16 protein-coding genes are annotated in these 16,203 nt (G+C 57.6%); 2 read left to right on the forward strand and 14 right to left on the reverse strand.

Features of this window, described 5'->3' with window-relative positions; genetic code table 11:
• The 4 genes from J122_RS17955 to J122_RS17970 form a co-directional block, all read right to left on the reverse strand.
• Positions 1-734, reverse strand: a 734-nt coding sequence (locus tag J122_RS17955; RefSeq protein WP_061333529.1) for an ABC transporter permease subunit, incomplete at its 3' end; no start/stop codon positions are given.
• Positions 727-1,656: an ABC transporter permease subunit gene (locus J122_RS17960; RefSeq protein ID WP_061333489.1), complete on the reverse strand. Its 930-nt coding sequence runs from the start codon at positions 1,654-1,656 to the stop codon at positions 727-729. The genes J122_RS17960 and J122_RS17955, both read right to left, overlap by 8 nt.
• 4 nt (positions 1,657-1,660) lie before the next feature.
• Positions 1,661-2,743: a polyamine ABC transporter ATP-binding protein gene (gene potA, locus J122_RS17965; protein WP_374787662.1), complete on the reverse strand. Its 1,083-nt coding sequence runs from the start codon at positions 2,741-2,743 to the stop codon at positions 1,661-1,663.
• 38 nt (positions 2,744-2,781) lie between these two features.
• Positions 2,782-3,888: a polyamine ABC transporter substrate-binding protein gene (locus J122_RS17970; protein ID WP_061333491.1), complete on the reverse strand. Its 1,107-nt coding sequence runs from the start codon at positions 3,886-3,888 to the stop codon at positions 2,782-2,784.
• A 266-nt stretch (positions 3,889-4,154) separates the two neighbouring features.
• Between J122_RS17970 and J122_RS17975 the strand changes: the two genes are divergently transcribed.
• The gene (locus J122_RS17975; RefSeq protein WP_156471781.1) at positions 4,155-5,120 is read left to right on the forward strand and encodes a hypothetical protein; all 966 of its coding nucleotides are present in this window, start codon (positions 4,155-4,157) and stop codon (positions 5,118-5,120) included.
• On the opposite strand, the gene J122_RS17980 is transcribed toward J122_RS17975, so the two are convergent.
• From J122_RS17980 to J122_RS18025, 10 genes are all read right to left on the reverse strand, one after another.
• Positions 5,100-6,287, reverse strand: coding sequence for an ABC transporter permease (locus J122_RS17980; RefSeq protein WP_061333493.1), 1,188 nt, complete (start codon positions 6,285-6,287; stop codon positions 5,100-5,102). The two genes, J122_RS17975 and J122_RS17980, sit on opposite strands and share 21 nt — an antisense overlap.
• Entirely contained in the window at positions 6,287-7,432 is a 1,146-nt protein-coding gene (locus J122_RS17985; RefSeq protein WP_061333494.1) for an ABC transporter permease, read from the reverse strand. The genes J122_RS17980 and J122_RS17985 overlap by 1 nt, the downstream gene beginning before the upstream one ends.
• 25 nt (positions 7,433-7,457) lie before the next feature.
• The gene (locus tag J122_RS17990) at positions 7,458-8,435 is read right to left on the reverse strand and encodes an HlyD family secretion protein (protein ID WP_061333495.1); all 978 of its coding nucleotides are present in this window, start codon (positions 8,433-8,435) and stop codon (positions 7,458-7,460) included.
• Complete coding sequence (locus tag J122_RS17995) at positions 8,432-9,865, reverse strand: TolC family protein (RefSeq protein WP_082780639.1); 1,434 nt, start codon at positions 9,863-9,865, stop codon at positions 8,432-8,434. The genes J122_RS17990 and J122_RS17995 overlap by 4 nt, the downstream gene beginning before the upstream one ends.
• 230 nt (positions 9,866-10,095) lie before the next feature.
• Complete coding sequence (locus tag J122_RS18000; RefSeq protein WP_061333497.1) at positions 10,096-10,533, reverse strand: hypothetical protein; 438 nt, start codon at positions 10,531-10,533, stop codon at positions 10,096-10,098.
• 104 nt (positions 10,534-10,637) lie between these two features.
• Entirely contained in the window at positions 10,638-11,396 is a 759-nt protein-coding gene (locus tag J122_RS18005) for an anti-sigma factor domain-containing protein (RefSeq protein WP_061333498.1), read from the reverse strand.
• Positions 11,393-12,001 (reverse strand): sigma-70 family RNA polymerase sigma factor, encoded by a 609-nt coding sequence (locus J122_RS18010; protein WP_082780640.1) that lies wholly within the window; start codon positions 11,999-12,001, stop codon positions 11,393-11,395. The genes J122_RS18005 and J122_RS18010 overlap by 4 nt, the downstream gene beginning before the upstream one ends.
• Positions 12,002-12,008: 7 nt before the next feature.
• The gene (locus J122_RS18015; protein ID WP_061333499.1) at positions 12,009-12,542 is read right to left on the reverse strand and encodes a hypothetical protein; all 534 of its coding nucleotides are present in this window, start codon (positions 12,540-12,542) and stop codon (positions 12,009-12,011) included.
• 83 nt (positions 12,543-12,625) lie between these two features.
• A complete protein-coding gene (locus J122_RS18020) occupies positions 12,626-13,606 on the reverse strand; it encodes an XdhC family protein (RefSeq protein ID WP_061333500.1) in 981 nt (326 codons plus the stop codon).
• A 52-nt stretch (positions 13,607-13,658) separates the two neighbouring features.
• Positions 13,659-14,579: an AraC family transcriptional regulator gene (locus tag J122_RS18025; protein WP_061333501.1), complete on the reverse strand. Its 921-nt coding sequence runs from the start codon at positions 14,577-14,579 to the stop codon at positions 13,659-13,661.
• Positions 14,580-14,694: 115 nt separating this feature from the next.
• On the opposite strand from J122_RS18025, the gene J122_RS18030 reads away from it, so the two are divergent.
• Complete coding sequence (locus tag J122_RS18030; RefSeq protein WP_061333502.1) at positions 14,695-16,188, forward strand: CoA-acylating methylmalonate-semialdehyde dehydrogenase; 1,494 nt, start codon at positions 14,695-14,697, stop codon at positions 16,186-16,188.
• Positions 16,189-16,203: the final 15 nt, after the last annotated feature.

Genomic DNA, 16,203 nt, shown 5'->3' on the forward strand with positions numbered 1-16,203 from the left:
GTCGCCAGCGCATTGATCTCCGGTGACACCCCCATCCGCACAGATGAGAACACCACCATCGGCAGAGTCGTCGCCCCGGGCCCGGAGACAAAGCTGGCAATCACCAGGTCATCCAGGGACAGGGTAAACGCCAGTAACCAGCCCGACACCAGGGCCGGCGCAATCACCGGCAATGTGATCACAAAGAAGGTTTTCAGCGGCGTACAGCCCAGATCCATGGCGGCTTCTTCGATGGAGCGATCCACTTCCCGCAGCCGCGCGCTCACCACCACTGCCACATAGGCACTGCAGAAAGTGGTATGGGCAATCCAGATGGTGGCCATGCCACGGTCCGTTGGCCAGCCAATCAACTGCGCCATCTGCACAAACAGCAGCAACAGCGACAGGCCCGTGATCACTTCTGGCATCACTAGAGGCGCGGTGATCATACTGGACAGCAGGGTGCGGCCGCGCATCTTCTTGAACCGGGCAATCACAAACGCGCACAGGGTGCCCAGGCACACCGCCATGCTGGCGGAGTAGAAGGCAATGCGCAGGCTCATCCACACGGCAGACAGGATCTGCTCGTTGGCAAACAGGGCGCCGTACCATTTGGTGGAAAAACCGGCCCATACCGAGACTAACCGGGAGGCGTTGAAGGAATACACGATCAACACCACCATCGGCAGGTACAGGAACAGCATGCCCAGCACCAGCATGGTCTTGGAGAAACCGGGCGCTCTTAGCCTAACCATTTTTTTCCATCTCCCGTGCCTGGAAGCGGTGGAACAGCACAATGGGCACCAGCAGCAGCGCCAGCATCACAATCGCCAGGGCCGAGGCCACCGGCCAGTCACGGTTGTTGAAGAACTCTTCCCACAGCACCTTGCCGATCATCAGGGTATCCGGCCCGCCCAGCAGTTCCGGAATCACGAATTCGCCCACGGCGGGTATAAATACCAGCATGGAGCCCGCCAGGATTCCGGCCTTGGATAACGGCAGGGTGATGGCCCAAAAGGTGGTCAGGCTGCGGCAGCCAAGATCCGACGCCGCTTCCAGCAGGCGTATATCCAGCTTCACCAGGTTGGTGTAGATGGGCAGGATCATGAATGGCAGGTAGGCGTACACAATGCCCAGAATCACCGCGAAGTTGGTGTTCAGCATTTTCAGGGGCGAGTCGATCAGCCCCAGCCACATCAGGAACGTGTTCAGCAGGCCCTGGTTGCCGAGAATGCCCATCCAGGCGTATACCCGAATCAGGAACGAGGTCCAGGATGGCAGCATCACCATCAGCAGGAACACCAGTTGCCAGTGCTTGGGTGCCCGGGCGATAGCGTAAGCCATGGGATAACCGATCAGCAGGCAGAACAGGGTCGCCAGGAACGCCGTCTTCACCGAGCCCCAGTAGGCGGCCACGTACAAGCTGTCGGAGGCCAGGAACAGGTAATTGCCAAAGTTCACCACCACCGACAGGGTATTGTCGACAAAGCGGAACACCGGTTCGTAGGGCGGAATGGCCATCACCGCCGAGGTCAGGCTGATCTTCAATACCAGCGCAAACGGCAGCAGGAAGAACAGCAGCAGCCAGGCGAACGGTACGCCGAACACCACCCGGCGATGGAACAGCACGGCACGCACCCGCTCCACCACCGGGGCAGGAAAGAGCTTTCGATTCATCGCGTCAGTTCCAGAGCAGGATCGGGCTGGAGGCTTCCCAGGACACATAGACCCGGTCGCCCCAGGTGGGCCGTTCACCACGGCGTTCCACGTTGGCCATGGTGGCCTGAACCCGCTTGCCACTGGCCAGCTTCACGTAATAAGACGTGATATCACCCAGATAGGCGATGTTGTCGACCGTACCGCAGCTCCAGTTGGTGTCACCTTCCGGTTTCTCTGTGGTCAGGTAGATCTTTTCCGGGCGCAGGGCAATCAGGGTTTCCGTGGTTTCTGCGGGCGTGGTTACGCCCCGGTCAATAAACACCGGTGCATCCAGCAGCTCACTGGTCAGTGAAATGCTGTCGGAGTTGTCTTCCAGGATATTCGACTCAAAAATATTCACCGAGCCGATAAACTCCGCCGTCATGCGGCTGTTCGGGCTCTCGTAGATATCAATGGGGGACCCCACCTGGGCAATCCGGCCGTGGGACATAATGGCAATGCGACTGGCCATGGTCATGGCCTCTTCCTGGTCGTGGGTGACCATCAGGCAGGTTACGCCCACCTTTTCCAGGATATCCACCAGCTCCAGCTGCATTTCCGTGCGCAGTTTCTTGTCCAGTGCGCCCATGGGCTCGTCCAGCAACAACAGTTTGGGGCGTTTGGCCAGGGATCGGGCCAGGGCCACGCGCTGTTGCTGTCCGCCAGACAACTGTTGTGGCCGGCGCTTGCCGTAGGCTTCCATTTTCACCAGTTTAAGCATGGCCGCCACGCGGTCGGCGATTTCGTTTTTCGGCAGCTTGTCCTGTTTCAGACCCATGGCAATGTTCTGCTCCACCGTCATGTGTGGGAACAGGGCATAGGACTGGAACATCATGTTGGTGGGCCGCAGGTACGGGGGCAGGGCTGTGATGTCCTGTCCGTCCAGCACGATGCGACCGGAATCCGGAGTTTCAAAGCCTGCCAGCATGCGCAGCAGGGTGGATTTGCCGGAACCGGAACCACCCAGCAGGGCGAAGATCTCACCCTTGTGGATGTCCAGGCTGACATCGTCCACCGCCAGGGTGCTGTCAAAGCTCTTGGAAATGCCCTTGATGCTGAGAAGCACCTCCGCTTGCGCGGAGGTGCTGTTGGTTACGGCCACCGTCAGCGACCAGACTTCACGCTGGTCCAGGTACGGGTCATCAGGCGCTGGGCGTCCTGGGGCCGACCTTCCATGATGTAGAGATTCTTCATCACCTCATCAGTGGGGTAGATGCTGGTGTCTTCCAGGATCTCCGGGTTCACAAACTCGTCTGCCGCCTTGTTCGGGTTGGCGTACCACACGTAGTTGGTGACGTCTGCGATGATCTCCGGGCGCATCAGGAAGTCCATCAGTTTATGGGCGTTCTCCACGTTCGGCGCGCCGGCCGGAATGGTCATCATGTCAAACCACAGCACCGCACCTTCCTTGGGGATGGTGTAGCGGATCACGTTGCCGTTCTTTGCTTCGTCAGCGCGGGCAGCGGCCTGCAGGATGTCGCCGGAGTAGCCGGCCGCCACACACAGGTCACCGTTGGCCAGGTCGCCAATGTAGCGGGACGAGTGGAAGTAAGTAATGTTCGGGCGCACAGCCCGGATCACATCACCGCCTTTCTTTATGTCATCAGCGTTGTTGCTGTTCGGGTCCAGGCCGATGTAGGCCATGGCGGCGCGCACCATTTCCTCGCCGGAATCCAGCATGGCAATGCCACAGCCGCCAGCGGCCAGCTTGCCGGTTACTTGCGGGTCAAACACCAGGGCCCAGGAGTCCACGGGCGCATCGTCACCCAGGATTTTCTGGATACGGCCTTCGTTGTAGCCATAGCCGTTGGTGCCCCAGAGGTAAGGCAGGGAAAACTGGCTGCCCGGGTCAACCTTTTCCAGGTTGTCCATCAGGTCCGGGTTCAGGTTGGCCATGTTTGGCAGTTTGCTGTGGTCCAGCGCCACGAAGGCCTTGGCAGAGATCTGCTTGGCCACGTAGTGGTTGGAGGGCACAACAAGGTCGTAACCGGAGCGGCCAGAAAGCAGCGCAGCTTCCAGCACCTCATTGCTGTCGTACACATCGTAGACAACCTTGATGCCGGTTTCCTGGGTGAACTTCGCCAGGGTGTCCTCGGCGATGTAGTCAGACCAGTTATAAACACGCACTTCTCCGGCGGCAAAAACCGAAGAGGCACCCAGAGACAACGCAACAGCGGCGGCAAGCGCCTGTGGCTTACACAACTTGAACATTGGATGGTGTCCCTCACTGAAAAGGGATGGATACAAAGCGTGCAGGACGCACGCAGTTCTTGGTGGGATTCGAGCGATTTTTAACACGAGAACCCGGCGCGCGCTACAAAAATTTCAATGTTGGGATTGGGGGTTGTACGTAGCTGATTTCACTCTGAGCAAACGCCTGGTCCGGTGGGCCTTTACCCGGTCTTTACATGGGTTGACGGACACAAAGCGCGGCCTGACGAATAATAGAGGCAAACAACGGGTTGCGGAGTAAAAACATGGAAAAATCCAGGAGGTTGTGGACGATGGGGTTGCTGACACTTGCAGCCATGACGTTGTCTGGCTGCAAGGTGAGCGCCACATCCGGGGATCGCTACTACGACCGGGATGAACAGCACTTTAGCCGCGGCTATTTCCTGGATGCCCGAGACACCGGGCGCTACTTCCCCGAGGGCCGATGGAGCCTGAATTACGAGACGGAAGCGTGCATTGGCGACACCCTGTATTTTGAAACAGCGGACCGGCGGGTACGTGTCTACGGCTCACCCGCCTTCAGCGAAAATACCTTTCGTGCTGCCGCAACAGAGGTGAGCAACCGCATAGACGTCGTGCTTAACCGGTTCAGAATGAGCTGGCGTGATTTCGTCGATGAGCGCAGCTCAGCCGTGCCGTACCCGGAAAAGGTCATCGCCTGCTTGAGCCCGAGAGTCAGCAACAGCAATCTTGCCTCAGGTACCCTCGCCGCCGTGGCCGTCGCCCCCTATCACCGAAGCTGGCCCTACGAGGCCGGGCAGATCTTCACCCATGAACTGGCCCACTACGTTCAGGAAAACCTGAGCCGCTACACTGCCTCCACGTCTTTGCTACCGTACTGGTTTGCGGAAGGCCAGGCAGCCCTGGTGGCCGGTGATCCCGTAGCACCTGCCTATCGGCATTTCGACTATGACCCCCTGCGAGACGCCACCAGAAACGACGCCAGCAATGTCAGCTACCGTTTCGAACATTACGCGCTGGCCTACCGCTATCTGGAGCGGGCCAACGGCGCTCTGGAGATGACGCTGCTGCTGGATCTGGTTCAGTTTATGGACTGGACGGGTGACTACCGCGGGGTGATCAGCACGGGCGAATCACGGGCCTTTGTGGAAGCCTTTGATGCCATGGAGCTGGTGGACCATCGGGGGCGGTACCTGAGCTTTGCCCGTTTTCGGGCGGACTACCATTCCCTAGTAGGAGCGGGCGGCTGATTCAGCATTCATCCGGTTGCTGCTGCGTCTTCTTTCTGACATTGCGAGCAGCAGGATGCCCAGCCCAAAAAACAACGAGAGGCCGGACAGGTACGCAATCTCGGAGGTCAGGCTTTGGATTGGGGCCCCCATCTGATTGAGGGACAGGAAGCCCTGAATGCCGGGTTTGGCGGGAATCATCATGGTGAGTGAGTCTAGCCACTCCGGGAGATTAGACGCCGGCCAGGCAAACCCTGCCGTGAAGACGATGGGCAACGACGACAGCAGAACAATAACGGTCGTCAGTTCGGGCCTGGGCAAGAGGTAACCGAGCAGGATTGCAAAGAGTGTTGTTGAAGTGAGAAACAACAGGCTGAAACCGATTAATGCGAACTGCGGTGCAGCGTGCGGGACGCCATAAAGCTGAAAGAAAAAGCCGAAATACAAAAGCGCCAGGATCAGGTAGGCGAACACAAACGTTACTAATCTGATCGAAAGTGCCTGTCGGAGCGGGGTAGTGACAAGCCCTGATAACCGGCGGGCCCGATCCTTGATGGTGACCGTGCCTGCTGCAATCAACAGGGTCTGGTGCAGGATCAGAACAAAGACGGCAGGCACAATATAGTTGATGTATCCGCCCGTTGGGTTGAACACCCCATGTGGAGACATCCTGAACGGCATGATTTCACCGGGAATGTTGGCGGGGCTGCTGCCTTTTCGGAAGCTGCTGATAATCTGTGTTTCAACGGAAAGCGTGGTTGTTGCCTTCAGCAGGCCTTCGACAATATTCCCATAAATCAGAAAATAGCTGGCGTCACCGGCGAACGCAATATTCACCGGGCGCCCGAGATAGACGTCTCGCTCGAAGTTGGCGGGGATGACCAGCAGCCCGTGAACGACATCGTTCTCCAACAGGACGGTTGCCTCACCCATGCTTTGTGGGACGGCAGCCACGCGCAACTGAGGCGTTGCGTCGGCCATGCGTATCAATTGCCGGGCGAGCGCTGAGCGGTCCTGATCCAGAACCGCCAGGGCCTGTTGCCCCGGAACGTTCTTCTGGTAGGGCAGCGGGTAAAGCAGTGCATAGAATAAGATGCCACCGATCATAACCAGCATCACCGATCTGTCGTGGATGATATTCGACAGCTCGGCTTTCCAGGTACCCCACAGACTGGTGTTGCGGATCATCAGCTCACCTGCTCTGCAAGTTTGGGGTCAAGCCTTGCCGGAAGTAGCTTCAGCGCTATTGGCAAGACAAGTAGGAAAAGCAGCAACGCAATCAGTGAACTGACAATGAGCGGCAGGGAGGCGCCGTGGTCGGCAATGTCCACCTGCAACTTGATGTAGTGAGTGGATGGCATCAAGCCTCCCCAGGCCCATGCGATCACATTCATATCACCTCGGGGGAAGGTAATACCCATAAATGCAAACGCAGGGGCAAGATACGCAGCGCTAACACTCATTGCTTTTACCCGGTCCCGAACGAGAGCGACAATGAGGACTGCCATGGCCTGAACGCTGAAGATGGTCAGGGCCAAACCAAGAAGAAGCCAGACGATGTTGCCGGATGGCTGCCACCCCAGAAAGAGGCGAAACAATACGAGCATCAGCAACCCCTGGAGCCAGAGGAGCAGGCTGACAGGCGCAAGCGCGGCAGTGATCGCTTTGCTCCGCTCAATCAATGGTGCCGGGATGGCTTGTTTTTCGAGTCGCCAGCTTAACGTCAGAACCGTTGAGATAACGATGATAATTTGCCAGAGAGCCGGCGATATTGACGTCACCAGAAAGCGCGCGTAGCTCATGTTGGGGTTATAGAGCGATGTGACTTGCGGGCGCACTGGCACTGCCGAGGTGATGGCTTCAGGGGCAGTCTGGCCATGGCTGATCTTAAGGCCAACACCCGTGCGCGCGGCCAGATCCATGGAGGCGCTTATTAACGATGAATTGATGAATTTTCCGGACAACAGATATTGATTGTTGTAAAAGGCGGTCACCGTCGGGCTGATCGAAAGCCGAAGGTCTCGCCCAAAATTTTCCGGAATGATAACAAGGGCAAGGATTTCAGATCGCTGAAGGGCATCTGCGCCAGCGGACGCTGAGGTGTATGACCTTAACAGGCTCAGGCCCGGGCTTGCGTCCAACTGACGTTCAACCGTATAGGATTCATGGCTATGGTCCAGATTGACAACACCCACGGGAAGAGATTGCGGTGTTCCAATTCGGAAGATACTGATCAACAACACGAACAGAACCGGCGGTAGCCAAACGACCACCGCAAGCAGCCAGGGCTGCTCCCGCAGAGCTTTCCAGCCAGTCAGATGCTCACGACCCATCGGGCTCTCCGGTCCGTTTCCGAGCTTATGGTGCCATCTCAAGAAGAACACTCATGCCCGCCCTTAATCCAGCGATTGGCTCCACAGGTTGCATTTCTACCTCGAACGTTCTCATATCAAATCCGCGCCCTGGCGTTGTTGCACGCCATGTTGCGTAGTCCCCGAGCACAGAAATATGGCTGACACGGAATCGTGCGGATTGATCAAGGGCAGGGATTTTCAGATCAAATTCACTGCCTTCCGTGACTCGGCTGAGCAAATCTTCCCTGACGTTGAATAATGCCCACGAATCATCAAGATCAGTGACAATAATCACCGGGAAACCCTGGGGGGCAAGCTCTCCCTCGTTCAACAGCACATTACTGACAATGCCACCTCTGTGGGCCCGCGCCACAGTATCATCCAGCAGTTCAGCAACTTCGTCTCTCAAACTTGAGGTGGCTGCTTCACCGGCTTGCGCCGCGGTGCGGGCTTCCTGCCGTGGGCCTGCTTCGGCCAGTTTCAATATCTCAGATGCCGTAACCCGTGTTTTCTCGGCCACCTTCCACAGTGTGAACGTATCGTCGGCTCTTTGCCTGGCAACCAGACCCTCATCTGCAAGCGCACGAATACGTTCAAAGGTGGTTTTTGCCAGTGCCTCGGCGGCCAGTGCTTTTTCATACTCGCTGCGAGCTGCGGCGATACGTTCTTCACGCGTTCCACCCTCAACGGCTTGAGCGAGAGATTGGCTTATGGTTTCAAGCGCTTCTATCTGAGTCAGTTTGGCCTCAAGCTCCGGGCTGTCGATGCGGAAAACCTCAGTGCCTGCCTCTACGCGATCCCCACGGCGGACGCTAATGTCTGCAACCCGCCCCGGAATTTTGGACGCCACCATATGTTGCCTGGCCTCAATCTGCCCCTGTAACTGGATGGGGGCAGGTGCGTAGGCTTTCCAGAAGACGATGACAATACCTAACAGGATGACAACAACGATAAGAGGAATGGCAATTCGTTTCGCAGTCACTGAATTTCATCTCCTTCAAGCACGTAGGAAAACAGGCTTTCATAGTCGCCGCTCAGGGTCAGTAACTGAGTAAATGCCAGCACGAAACGGAGAGCCGCTGCATCACGACGGGTCTGTGTGGTCGCCAGGAAGGTTTGGGCATCGATGACATCAAGCGAGCGCCCGAGCCCTTCAGCAAATGCGCGTTCCTGCAATCTTAAGGTCTGCTCTGCCAGGGCCACGGTCGATGCCAGGTCCCGGTGCTCAGCAAGGGCCTGCCGGGCTTCACGGTAGTTCCGGTCGAGTAGCAACTCCAGCCTTCGTTGAGTGGCCTTTTGCAGTGAATCGACCTCACGAACGGTGTTGTCGGCTGCGCCTACCTTGCCTTTGCGGCCACTACGATCCACCAGCGCGATTCGGACGCCCACGCCAACCAGCCAATCCGGCGTGAGATCGCTCGCCAAAGAATCGTTCTCATACACGTTGTAGCTGCCGAACAGAAAAACGTCCGGGCGATACAGGCCCCGGCTCGCTTGGGCAATGTTCTTCGCCTGCTCATGCTTGGTGGACAGAATCCGCAGGCTAGGGTGTTCGCTTAACCCTGCCTCGAACGTATCCCGCGGAGGTAATTGCGGGAGGGTGAACAGAGGCGTTGTTGGATCCAGCCGGCGCGATTCAACCCGGTGCCCGTTATCCTGGAAATCCATATGTATCAACGACGCAAACGCGTTGTGCGCCGTGTCTCGTTGTTCCTCAACCGCTCGGGTGGTAATCCTGGCTCTGTCATAAGCGGCTTCCGCAGCCAGGCGCTCCACGCCGGAAATCTGTGCCTGATCCTCCAGGGCTGTTGCCACATGCAGATGCCTGGAAAGAGCGCTTTCTACCTGTTGCTGAGTGTTCAACGCGCGCTCCGCCATTACCAAACCGAAGTAGGTCGCAACCAGCTCCGTAAACCGGGCCCGCCGGACTTCCTCCAGGACATGTGATGCTTCGGTCTGCTCGAGTTGAAGCAGATTTTTCTTGGCCGTGATTTTTCCGCCGGTATAAATCGGCCACAGAGTGTTTATTGAGCTTCGAGTTATGTTGCGGCTTGTGACGGGGGTCTGGAAAGCTCCGGGGCCGCCAATCAAGTCGATCAGCAATTGCCCTGGTATGGTTTCCGATGCGCTGTTGAGGGGGTTCAGAGACAGCGCATCCAGTTCTATCTGGGAGTCGAGCCGCGTGTAAGACCCCACCAGGTCAACTTGGGGCAGATACAAGCTGTTCGCCGTTGATGCCAAGGCTTCCGCCCGAAGACTGGCTGACTGATTTGCGGACAGCAGATCGTCGTTTTGGAGAAGTGCTTGCCAGGATTCAGATAAGTTCAGAGAGGACGGTCTGTTCTCACCATACGCGCTGACACTCAAGCAGACAGCTAATATGAACGGCAAACATTTTACCTTTTCCCGCACGTTGACCTCGTGTTCTGGAGCGAAAGCGATTTATATCGATGTACGCCAAGTCTAGTCTAATTGTCTCCACACGTGCTCAGGGCTTTGTGGTTTTGAGAATTTTCTTAAATTTCTTAATCCGGGTTGATGGTCCCTGGTAACGCAATGACCTCACCATACACTCAGAAAACACCCTGACAGGAGATGCTGCCAGGGTGTTGTGGAGAGAACATCACAAAAGCTTGAATAGACTACTGAGCGGTAATAACGGTCATTACCAGCTTGCCATCCCGGCGAATCGGGCCGTCTTCCTTGGCACCCAGGGTGTATTCAAAAATACCGGTCTTGCTGCCGCCTTCTTCGTTGTGAATCATCAGCATCAGCTTGTCGCCGCTGGCCACTTCCTCGGTCAGGATGGCGGCCACGTCCATGTTCTTGCCTTTTTTCAGAGGCGCGTGACCCACGACCGGGCCAGGCTTCATGGCTTCATCAGTACGATGCACTACCAGCCAGCCATTCTCTTCAGTCACCACTTTCTTGGCGGTTACGGTGCCTTCGGATACAGATTGGTCATCGCCCCAGACACCCACCTTGTCGCCGTGATTCATCGCCAATGCTGAGCCGGAGGCGAATACGCCGGAAACCAGAGTGGCCGCCAGGAATGCAGTTGTCTTTAAGTGTTTTTTCATTGTGTGCTCCTTAAGTTCGGTTGTACCCATCCATCACCTTGTTTTTGATGGGAGTACAAGCAGCTACGGAGCGGCGCCTGAAAAGTTTCAGGCGCCATCACAATTTAGTTGCGACCTTTGCCTTGGTCGGCAGAGGTGGGGTAGAGGAAGCCGTGAATGGCCGGGCCAGTCGGTTGTCCGGTGGGTGAACCGCCCTTTGGCTCCAGGCTGATACCAAACGTGGCGCCCCGCAGAGTCTCCGGGTCGTAATCACGCAGTGCAGCCTGGTCCAGGGTGAAGTTTTCGCCGATCACGCCCACCGATCGTGGGTTAGGGCCATACTCCTCTGCCACCATCCAGAGCTGGTAAGATTTGTCCGGTTGAGGTTCGGCGGTTACCGGCTGGATATTCAGCTGGCGGCTGTTCAGGTCCACCGTCAACAGGAACGCAGGCTGTTCATCGTTGTGCTGGAATACCGCCACAAAGGATTGCGCCTGTGGGTCCGGCTCCGGTTGCGTGGCCAGCACGGCAACCAGTACCAGCGCCGCTGCCGAAGCAATGGCCGTGCTCCAGCGCCAGCGGGTCAGCTGTTTGCGCAGGCTGATGACATTGTCTGGTGCTGCGCTCTGCGCTTCTGGCACAGCGTATTGCTGGTCAGTGTTCTGGTCGATCGTTCGCTGAATTCTGGCAAACAGCTCGGGGCCGGGCGCTACAGGTTCAACCCCATCAAGCATGCCAGCCAGCCGGGCCTCCCATTGCTGAATCAACGCTTCCAGCTCAGGTTCGCGGGCACGGCGGGCCTGCAAGGCATCCCGCTCTACTTGTGGCAGAGTTCCCAGAACGAACTCCGCAACCATCATATCCAGGTCGTCGCGTTCGCTCATGGTTCAAGACACCTTTTGATCTGTTTCAAAGCTCGGTGCAACCAGGTTTTCACAGTGTTGATCGGCTGGTCAAAATGCAGCGCCAGCTGATCCCGGGACCAACCATTCAGATACGCCAGACGAACCATGTCCTGGCGATCTTTTTCGAGTTGGTCAATGCAATGGTTCAAGTGCTTTACCGTTTGTTGATCTGAGATTTCTTCATGGGCCGCGGGCGCATGGTCCGCAATATTGTCGAGTTCGTTGCTTGCGGTCTCTCGCCTTGCGGGATGCCGCCGTAATTCGTCGATAGCGCCGTGCCGGGCAATGGCTGCAAGCCAGGTGATCGGTGAGGAACGCTCTGCATCGAACTGGTCCGCCTTTTGCCAAACTTTGATATAGGTATCGTGAATCACATCATCTGCCCAGCTTCTGTCCTTAAGGATACGAAGCACGGTGGCCATAAGTTTCGGGGCGGTGGCTTCGTATAATTCGGCAAATGCTTTTCTATCCTGCTGGGCAACCCGGTGAAGGAGCCGGGTGATACCGGAGCTGCCCTCCTGATCAGTGCTCAGGTAGTCAGTGGCGCCGGGAGACGCATCTGGCTGATGTGAGTCAGAGTACATGCGCGCCTCAGTCGGTCTGTTGGGGGGAGCGGGCGCCGGTCCCGATGTACAGGTACACAGAATGGCGGCGGTGGTCTTCTACCCGGTGCAGAGCGACAGCCGGTGCCTTGGCTTCGCCGCTTGTAAACTGGATTCGCTCGCCCGCCGGCTTGCCATCACGCTCTCGGACACCCTTTTCGGCCTGCCAATCCGGCCCAAGGCACTCAGACAGTTCGCTTGCGGCACGGGCGTGCATGGTTTCCGCAACCTCCTTATCCGGAGCAGACACTGTGCAGGTATAGGCGGAGTCTCCGTTGCCCCAGGCCCAGATCTCGCAATGGCCCTTGATCAGGTGCTCTTTCGCCCGGTAGATCGTCACAGAATTGAAGTTGCTGCTGCCTCCCCGGAAATCGGCAAAGCCGGTGGGATAATCTGCCACTATGTTCTGAAGAGTAGCGCAGGGATCTTCCGTACCGCTGGTGACAGGCTGAAAACTGCTACAGCCGGCAAGTGCCGCGCTCGTCAGGGTCAAAATGAGAGCCGCGGTTGAGTTTCTGACCATCAATCGGTTCCTTCGCTGAATAGGGGGGGCAAAGAGCATTTGAGCTTAACTGTAGAAGCGATGCAAAGGCCAGACAAGCAAGATCAAAGTTGTTGGCGCGAGATGCCTTGCCGAACCCGGATAATATCTGCCATCACCGCCAGGGCAATTTCTGCGGGCGTTTTGCTGCCAATATTCAAACCTACGGGCATATGGATCCTGCGGATCTGTTGCTCGTTCAGCCCGCCAATACGAGCCAGCCGCTCCTGGCGCTTCTCAGAGGTTTTCATGGACCCCATCACGCCGATGTAAAAAGCGTCGGTTTTCACGGCCTCCATCATGGCGGTATCGTCAATGCGCGGGTCATGGGTGAGCGCGACCACTGCGGTAGCGCGATGGCAGCCCTCACGGGCAATAAACACCGAGGGCAACTCCTGTTGGAGTGTGACGTCTGCCAGGTTGAAGTGCCGAACTTCCTCGGGCCTTGGGTCGCACACAATGACCTCAAACCCCAGGCTGTGTGCAAAGCTCGCGCAGGCGGTGGCAACCGGTGACAGTCCTGCAATAACCAATCGCGAAACCGGGCCAACACGCAATCTCAGGCGGGCCTGGTCAGCATCTTCGGTGACCCGGGCGCCCAGCTCACTCTCAGGCTCCAGGTGAATGTCTCCGGTTTCCAGTGATACCACCCGGGCAATCGGCCCCTCGCCCGATAACGCGGACTGAAGCGCCAGGAAATGTTTTCGGGTAGCGGAGGATGCAGGCCAGTGCTCTATCAGAACATCCAGTACTCCGCCGCAGGGGAGGGTTACGCGGGCATTATCTGGGCCGTCCGGAGCGCCGTAGCGAATGCGATTAATGCGCCCTTTGAAGGTGTTGTCCTGCAAGCGGGCCAGAAAATCTTCTTCCACACACCCGCCAGAAAGCGAGCCACAGTGGGCACCATCCTGCCGGGCGATCAACCAGGAACCCGGCGCTCGGGGTGAAGAACCAAATGTGCTCACCACGGTACAAAGCCAGAAATCATGGCCTTCGTCGAACCAGTGCAGGGCTTGTTCAACAACCTTGATATCCAGTGGCTGCATGATGTTCTGTCGATTTCCTGTGCTTGTTGAATGTAACCGGCTGGTTAATCTATCAGTGTCTGGCCGTGTGGCGATAGTCACTGGGGGACTTGCCCATCACCTTCTTGAACAACCGGGAAAAGTAATAGGCGTCGTCATAACCCAGCTGCCGGCTGATGTCGGCGAAGCTCTGGCTGGTGGTATCCAGCAACTGGCAGGCCCGCTCCACCTTCAGGTGCAGGAAGTGCTGAATGGGTGAGGTGCCGGTCTGCGCCCGGTAGCGGGTGGCAAAGTGCGCCGGCGACAGGCCGGACAGCTCCGCCAGTTGCTGCAACGTTAGCCGTTCCTCAAGATGTTCCCGCATGTAGTTGTGGATGGTCTCCAGCTCCGCCTGTTGTGCCAGGCCGGTCTCATCGGCATTCAGGGGCACGGCGGCCAGCAGTTGTCGCAAGCGATTGCTGGCATGAATCAGCCCCCGGGCGCGAAACCCGGTCTGGCGAACCGACAACAGTCCGTTGAAATCCACCAACAGCCTCGGTTGCCGGCCCAGATGGCGAACGTGGTTGTTGCCATCAAAGCCCATGTAATTTCTGAACTCTTCTGCCAGCGGCCCGGTGTAGTGCACCCAGTGAATGGTCCATGGGTTGTCCGGTGCGGCGGTGTAGCGATGGCTGGCACCGGCGGGTAACAGCAGAAGATCCCCCGCGTTAACCGTCAGGGGCTCGCCCGCGACATTCAGGAAGGCCTGGCCTTCAGTGCAATAGATCAAAAGATTGTCACGATGGTGTTCCCGGTGCATGTGATGGCCAGCGGCCCTGCGGTAGTGGCCAAAAGCCAATGGGTACAGCTCGCGGGTTAATGGGTGCTTGGCCAGCAAGCGCACAATTGGTTCCGGCACCACATAGCGCACGCTGTCTGGCGGCACCGGCCATTGCGAGGTTTGGGTGGTTTTCGGGGTTCTCGGTTCCTGTGGCATCGAAAAATAATCCATCATGGGCGAAATTTAGTCAATCACCCTTTGCCAAACCCCATGCTACGCTCTTTTCATATCGTGCCGCTTCCCGCTGGGAAACGGCGCTCCCGCATAACAACAAACAGGGATTATCAGCATGAAGAAGATACCTCAGTACATCGCCGGTGAATTTGCCCAGAGCCAGACCGAAAACTGGATCGACGTCACCAACCCCGCCACCAACGAAGTGATCGCCCAGGTGCCCTGTGCCACCGAAGCCGAAATGCGCCGGGCCATCGATAACGCCGGGGAAGTGTTCAAGAGCTGGAAAGAAACCCCGGTGTCCGAGCGTGCCCGGGTGATGCTGCGTTACCAGGCACTGCTGAAACAGCACCACGATGAGATTGCCGAAATCCTGTCCCAGGAAACCGGCAAAACTTTTGACGACGCCAAGGGCGATGTCTGGCGCGGTATCGAGGTGGTGGAGCACGCTGCCAATGTCGCCTCCATGATGATGGGGGAAACGGTAGAGAACGTAGCCCGCGAAGTGGATACCCATTCCTGGGTTCAGCCTCTGGGCGTGTGTGCGGGCATCACCCCGTTTAACTTCCCGGCGATGATCCCGCTGTGGATGTTCCCCATGGCCATCGCCTGCGGTAACACCTTTATCCTGAAGCCCTCCGAGCAAGACCCGATGACCCCCATGCGCCTGGCCGAACTGTTCGAGCAGGCGGGTGCGCCGAAGGGCGTTCTTCAGGTGGTGCATGGCGCGAAAGAGCAAGTGGATACCTTGCTCACAGACCCGGCCATCAAAGCCATTTCCTTCGTCGGCTCGGTGCCGGTGGGGCGTTACATCTACGAAACCGGCACCAGCCACATGAAGCGGGTACAGAGCTTTGCGGGCGCCAAGAACCACATGGTGATCATGCCGGATGCCGACAAACAGCAAGTGATCAATGCCCTGGTAGGCGCCTCCGTGGGAGCCGCCGGTCAGCGTTGCATGGCCATTTCCGTCGCGGTATTCGTGGGCGCGGCGCAGGAGTGGATTCCGGAACTGAAAGAGGCCATGGCGAAAGTGCGCCCCGGCGCCTGGAACGATTCCGGTGCCAGCTACGGCCCGGTGATCAGCCCCAAGGCCAAGGAGCGTATTGAACAACTGATCGCCACAGGCGAGAAGCAGGGCGCTCAACTCCTGCTGGACGGCCGGAACTGCACCGTGGATGGCCTGCCCGATGGCAACTGGGTTGGGCCAACCCTGTTCGGCAACGTGACTCCGGAGATGGATATCTATAAGGAGGAAATCTTCGGGCCGGTGCTGACCTGCATGAATGCCAACGACCTGGGCGAAGCCATCGCGCTGATCAACAACAGCCCCTACGGTAACGGTACCTCTATCTTCACCAACCACGGTGGCGCCGCGCGCCGGTTCCAGCATGAGATTGATGTGGGCCAGGTGGGTATCAACGTGCCGATTCCGGTGCCCCTGCCGTTCTTCTCGTTCACCGGCTGGAAAGGTTCCTTCTACGGCGATCAGCACGCCTATGGCAAGCAGGCGGTTCGCTTCTACACCGAAACCAAAACCGTGACATCCCGGTGGTTCTCCAGCGAAGCCACCTCATCCGAGGCGAACTTCTCAATTCAGCTTCGCTAAAGGAGGAGCCGGGTA

This window comes from Marinobacter excellens LAMA 842 (genome assembly GCF_001574445.1).
Classification (GTDB): domain Bacteria; phylum Pseudomonadota; class Gammaproteobacteria; order Pseudomonadales; family Oleiphilaceae; genus Marinobacter; species Marinobacter shengliensis.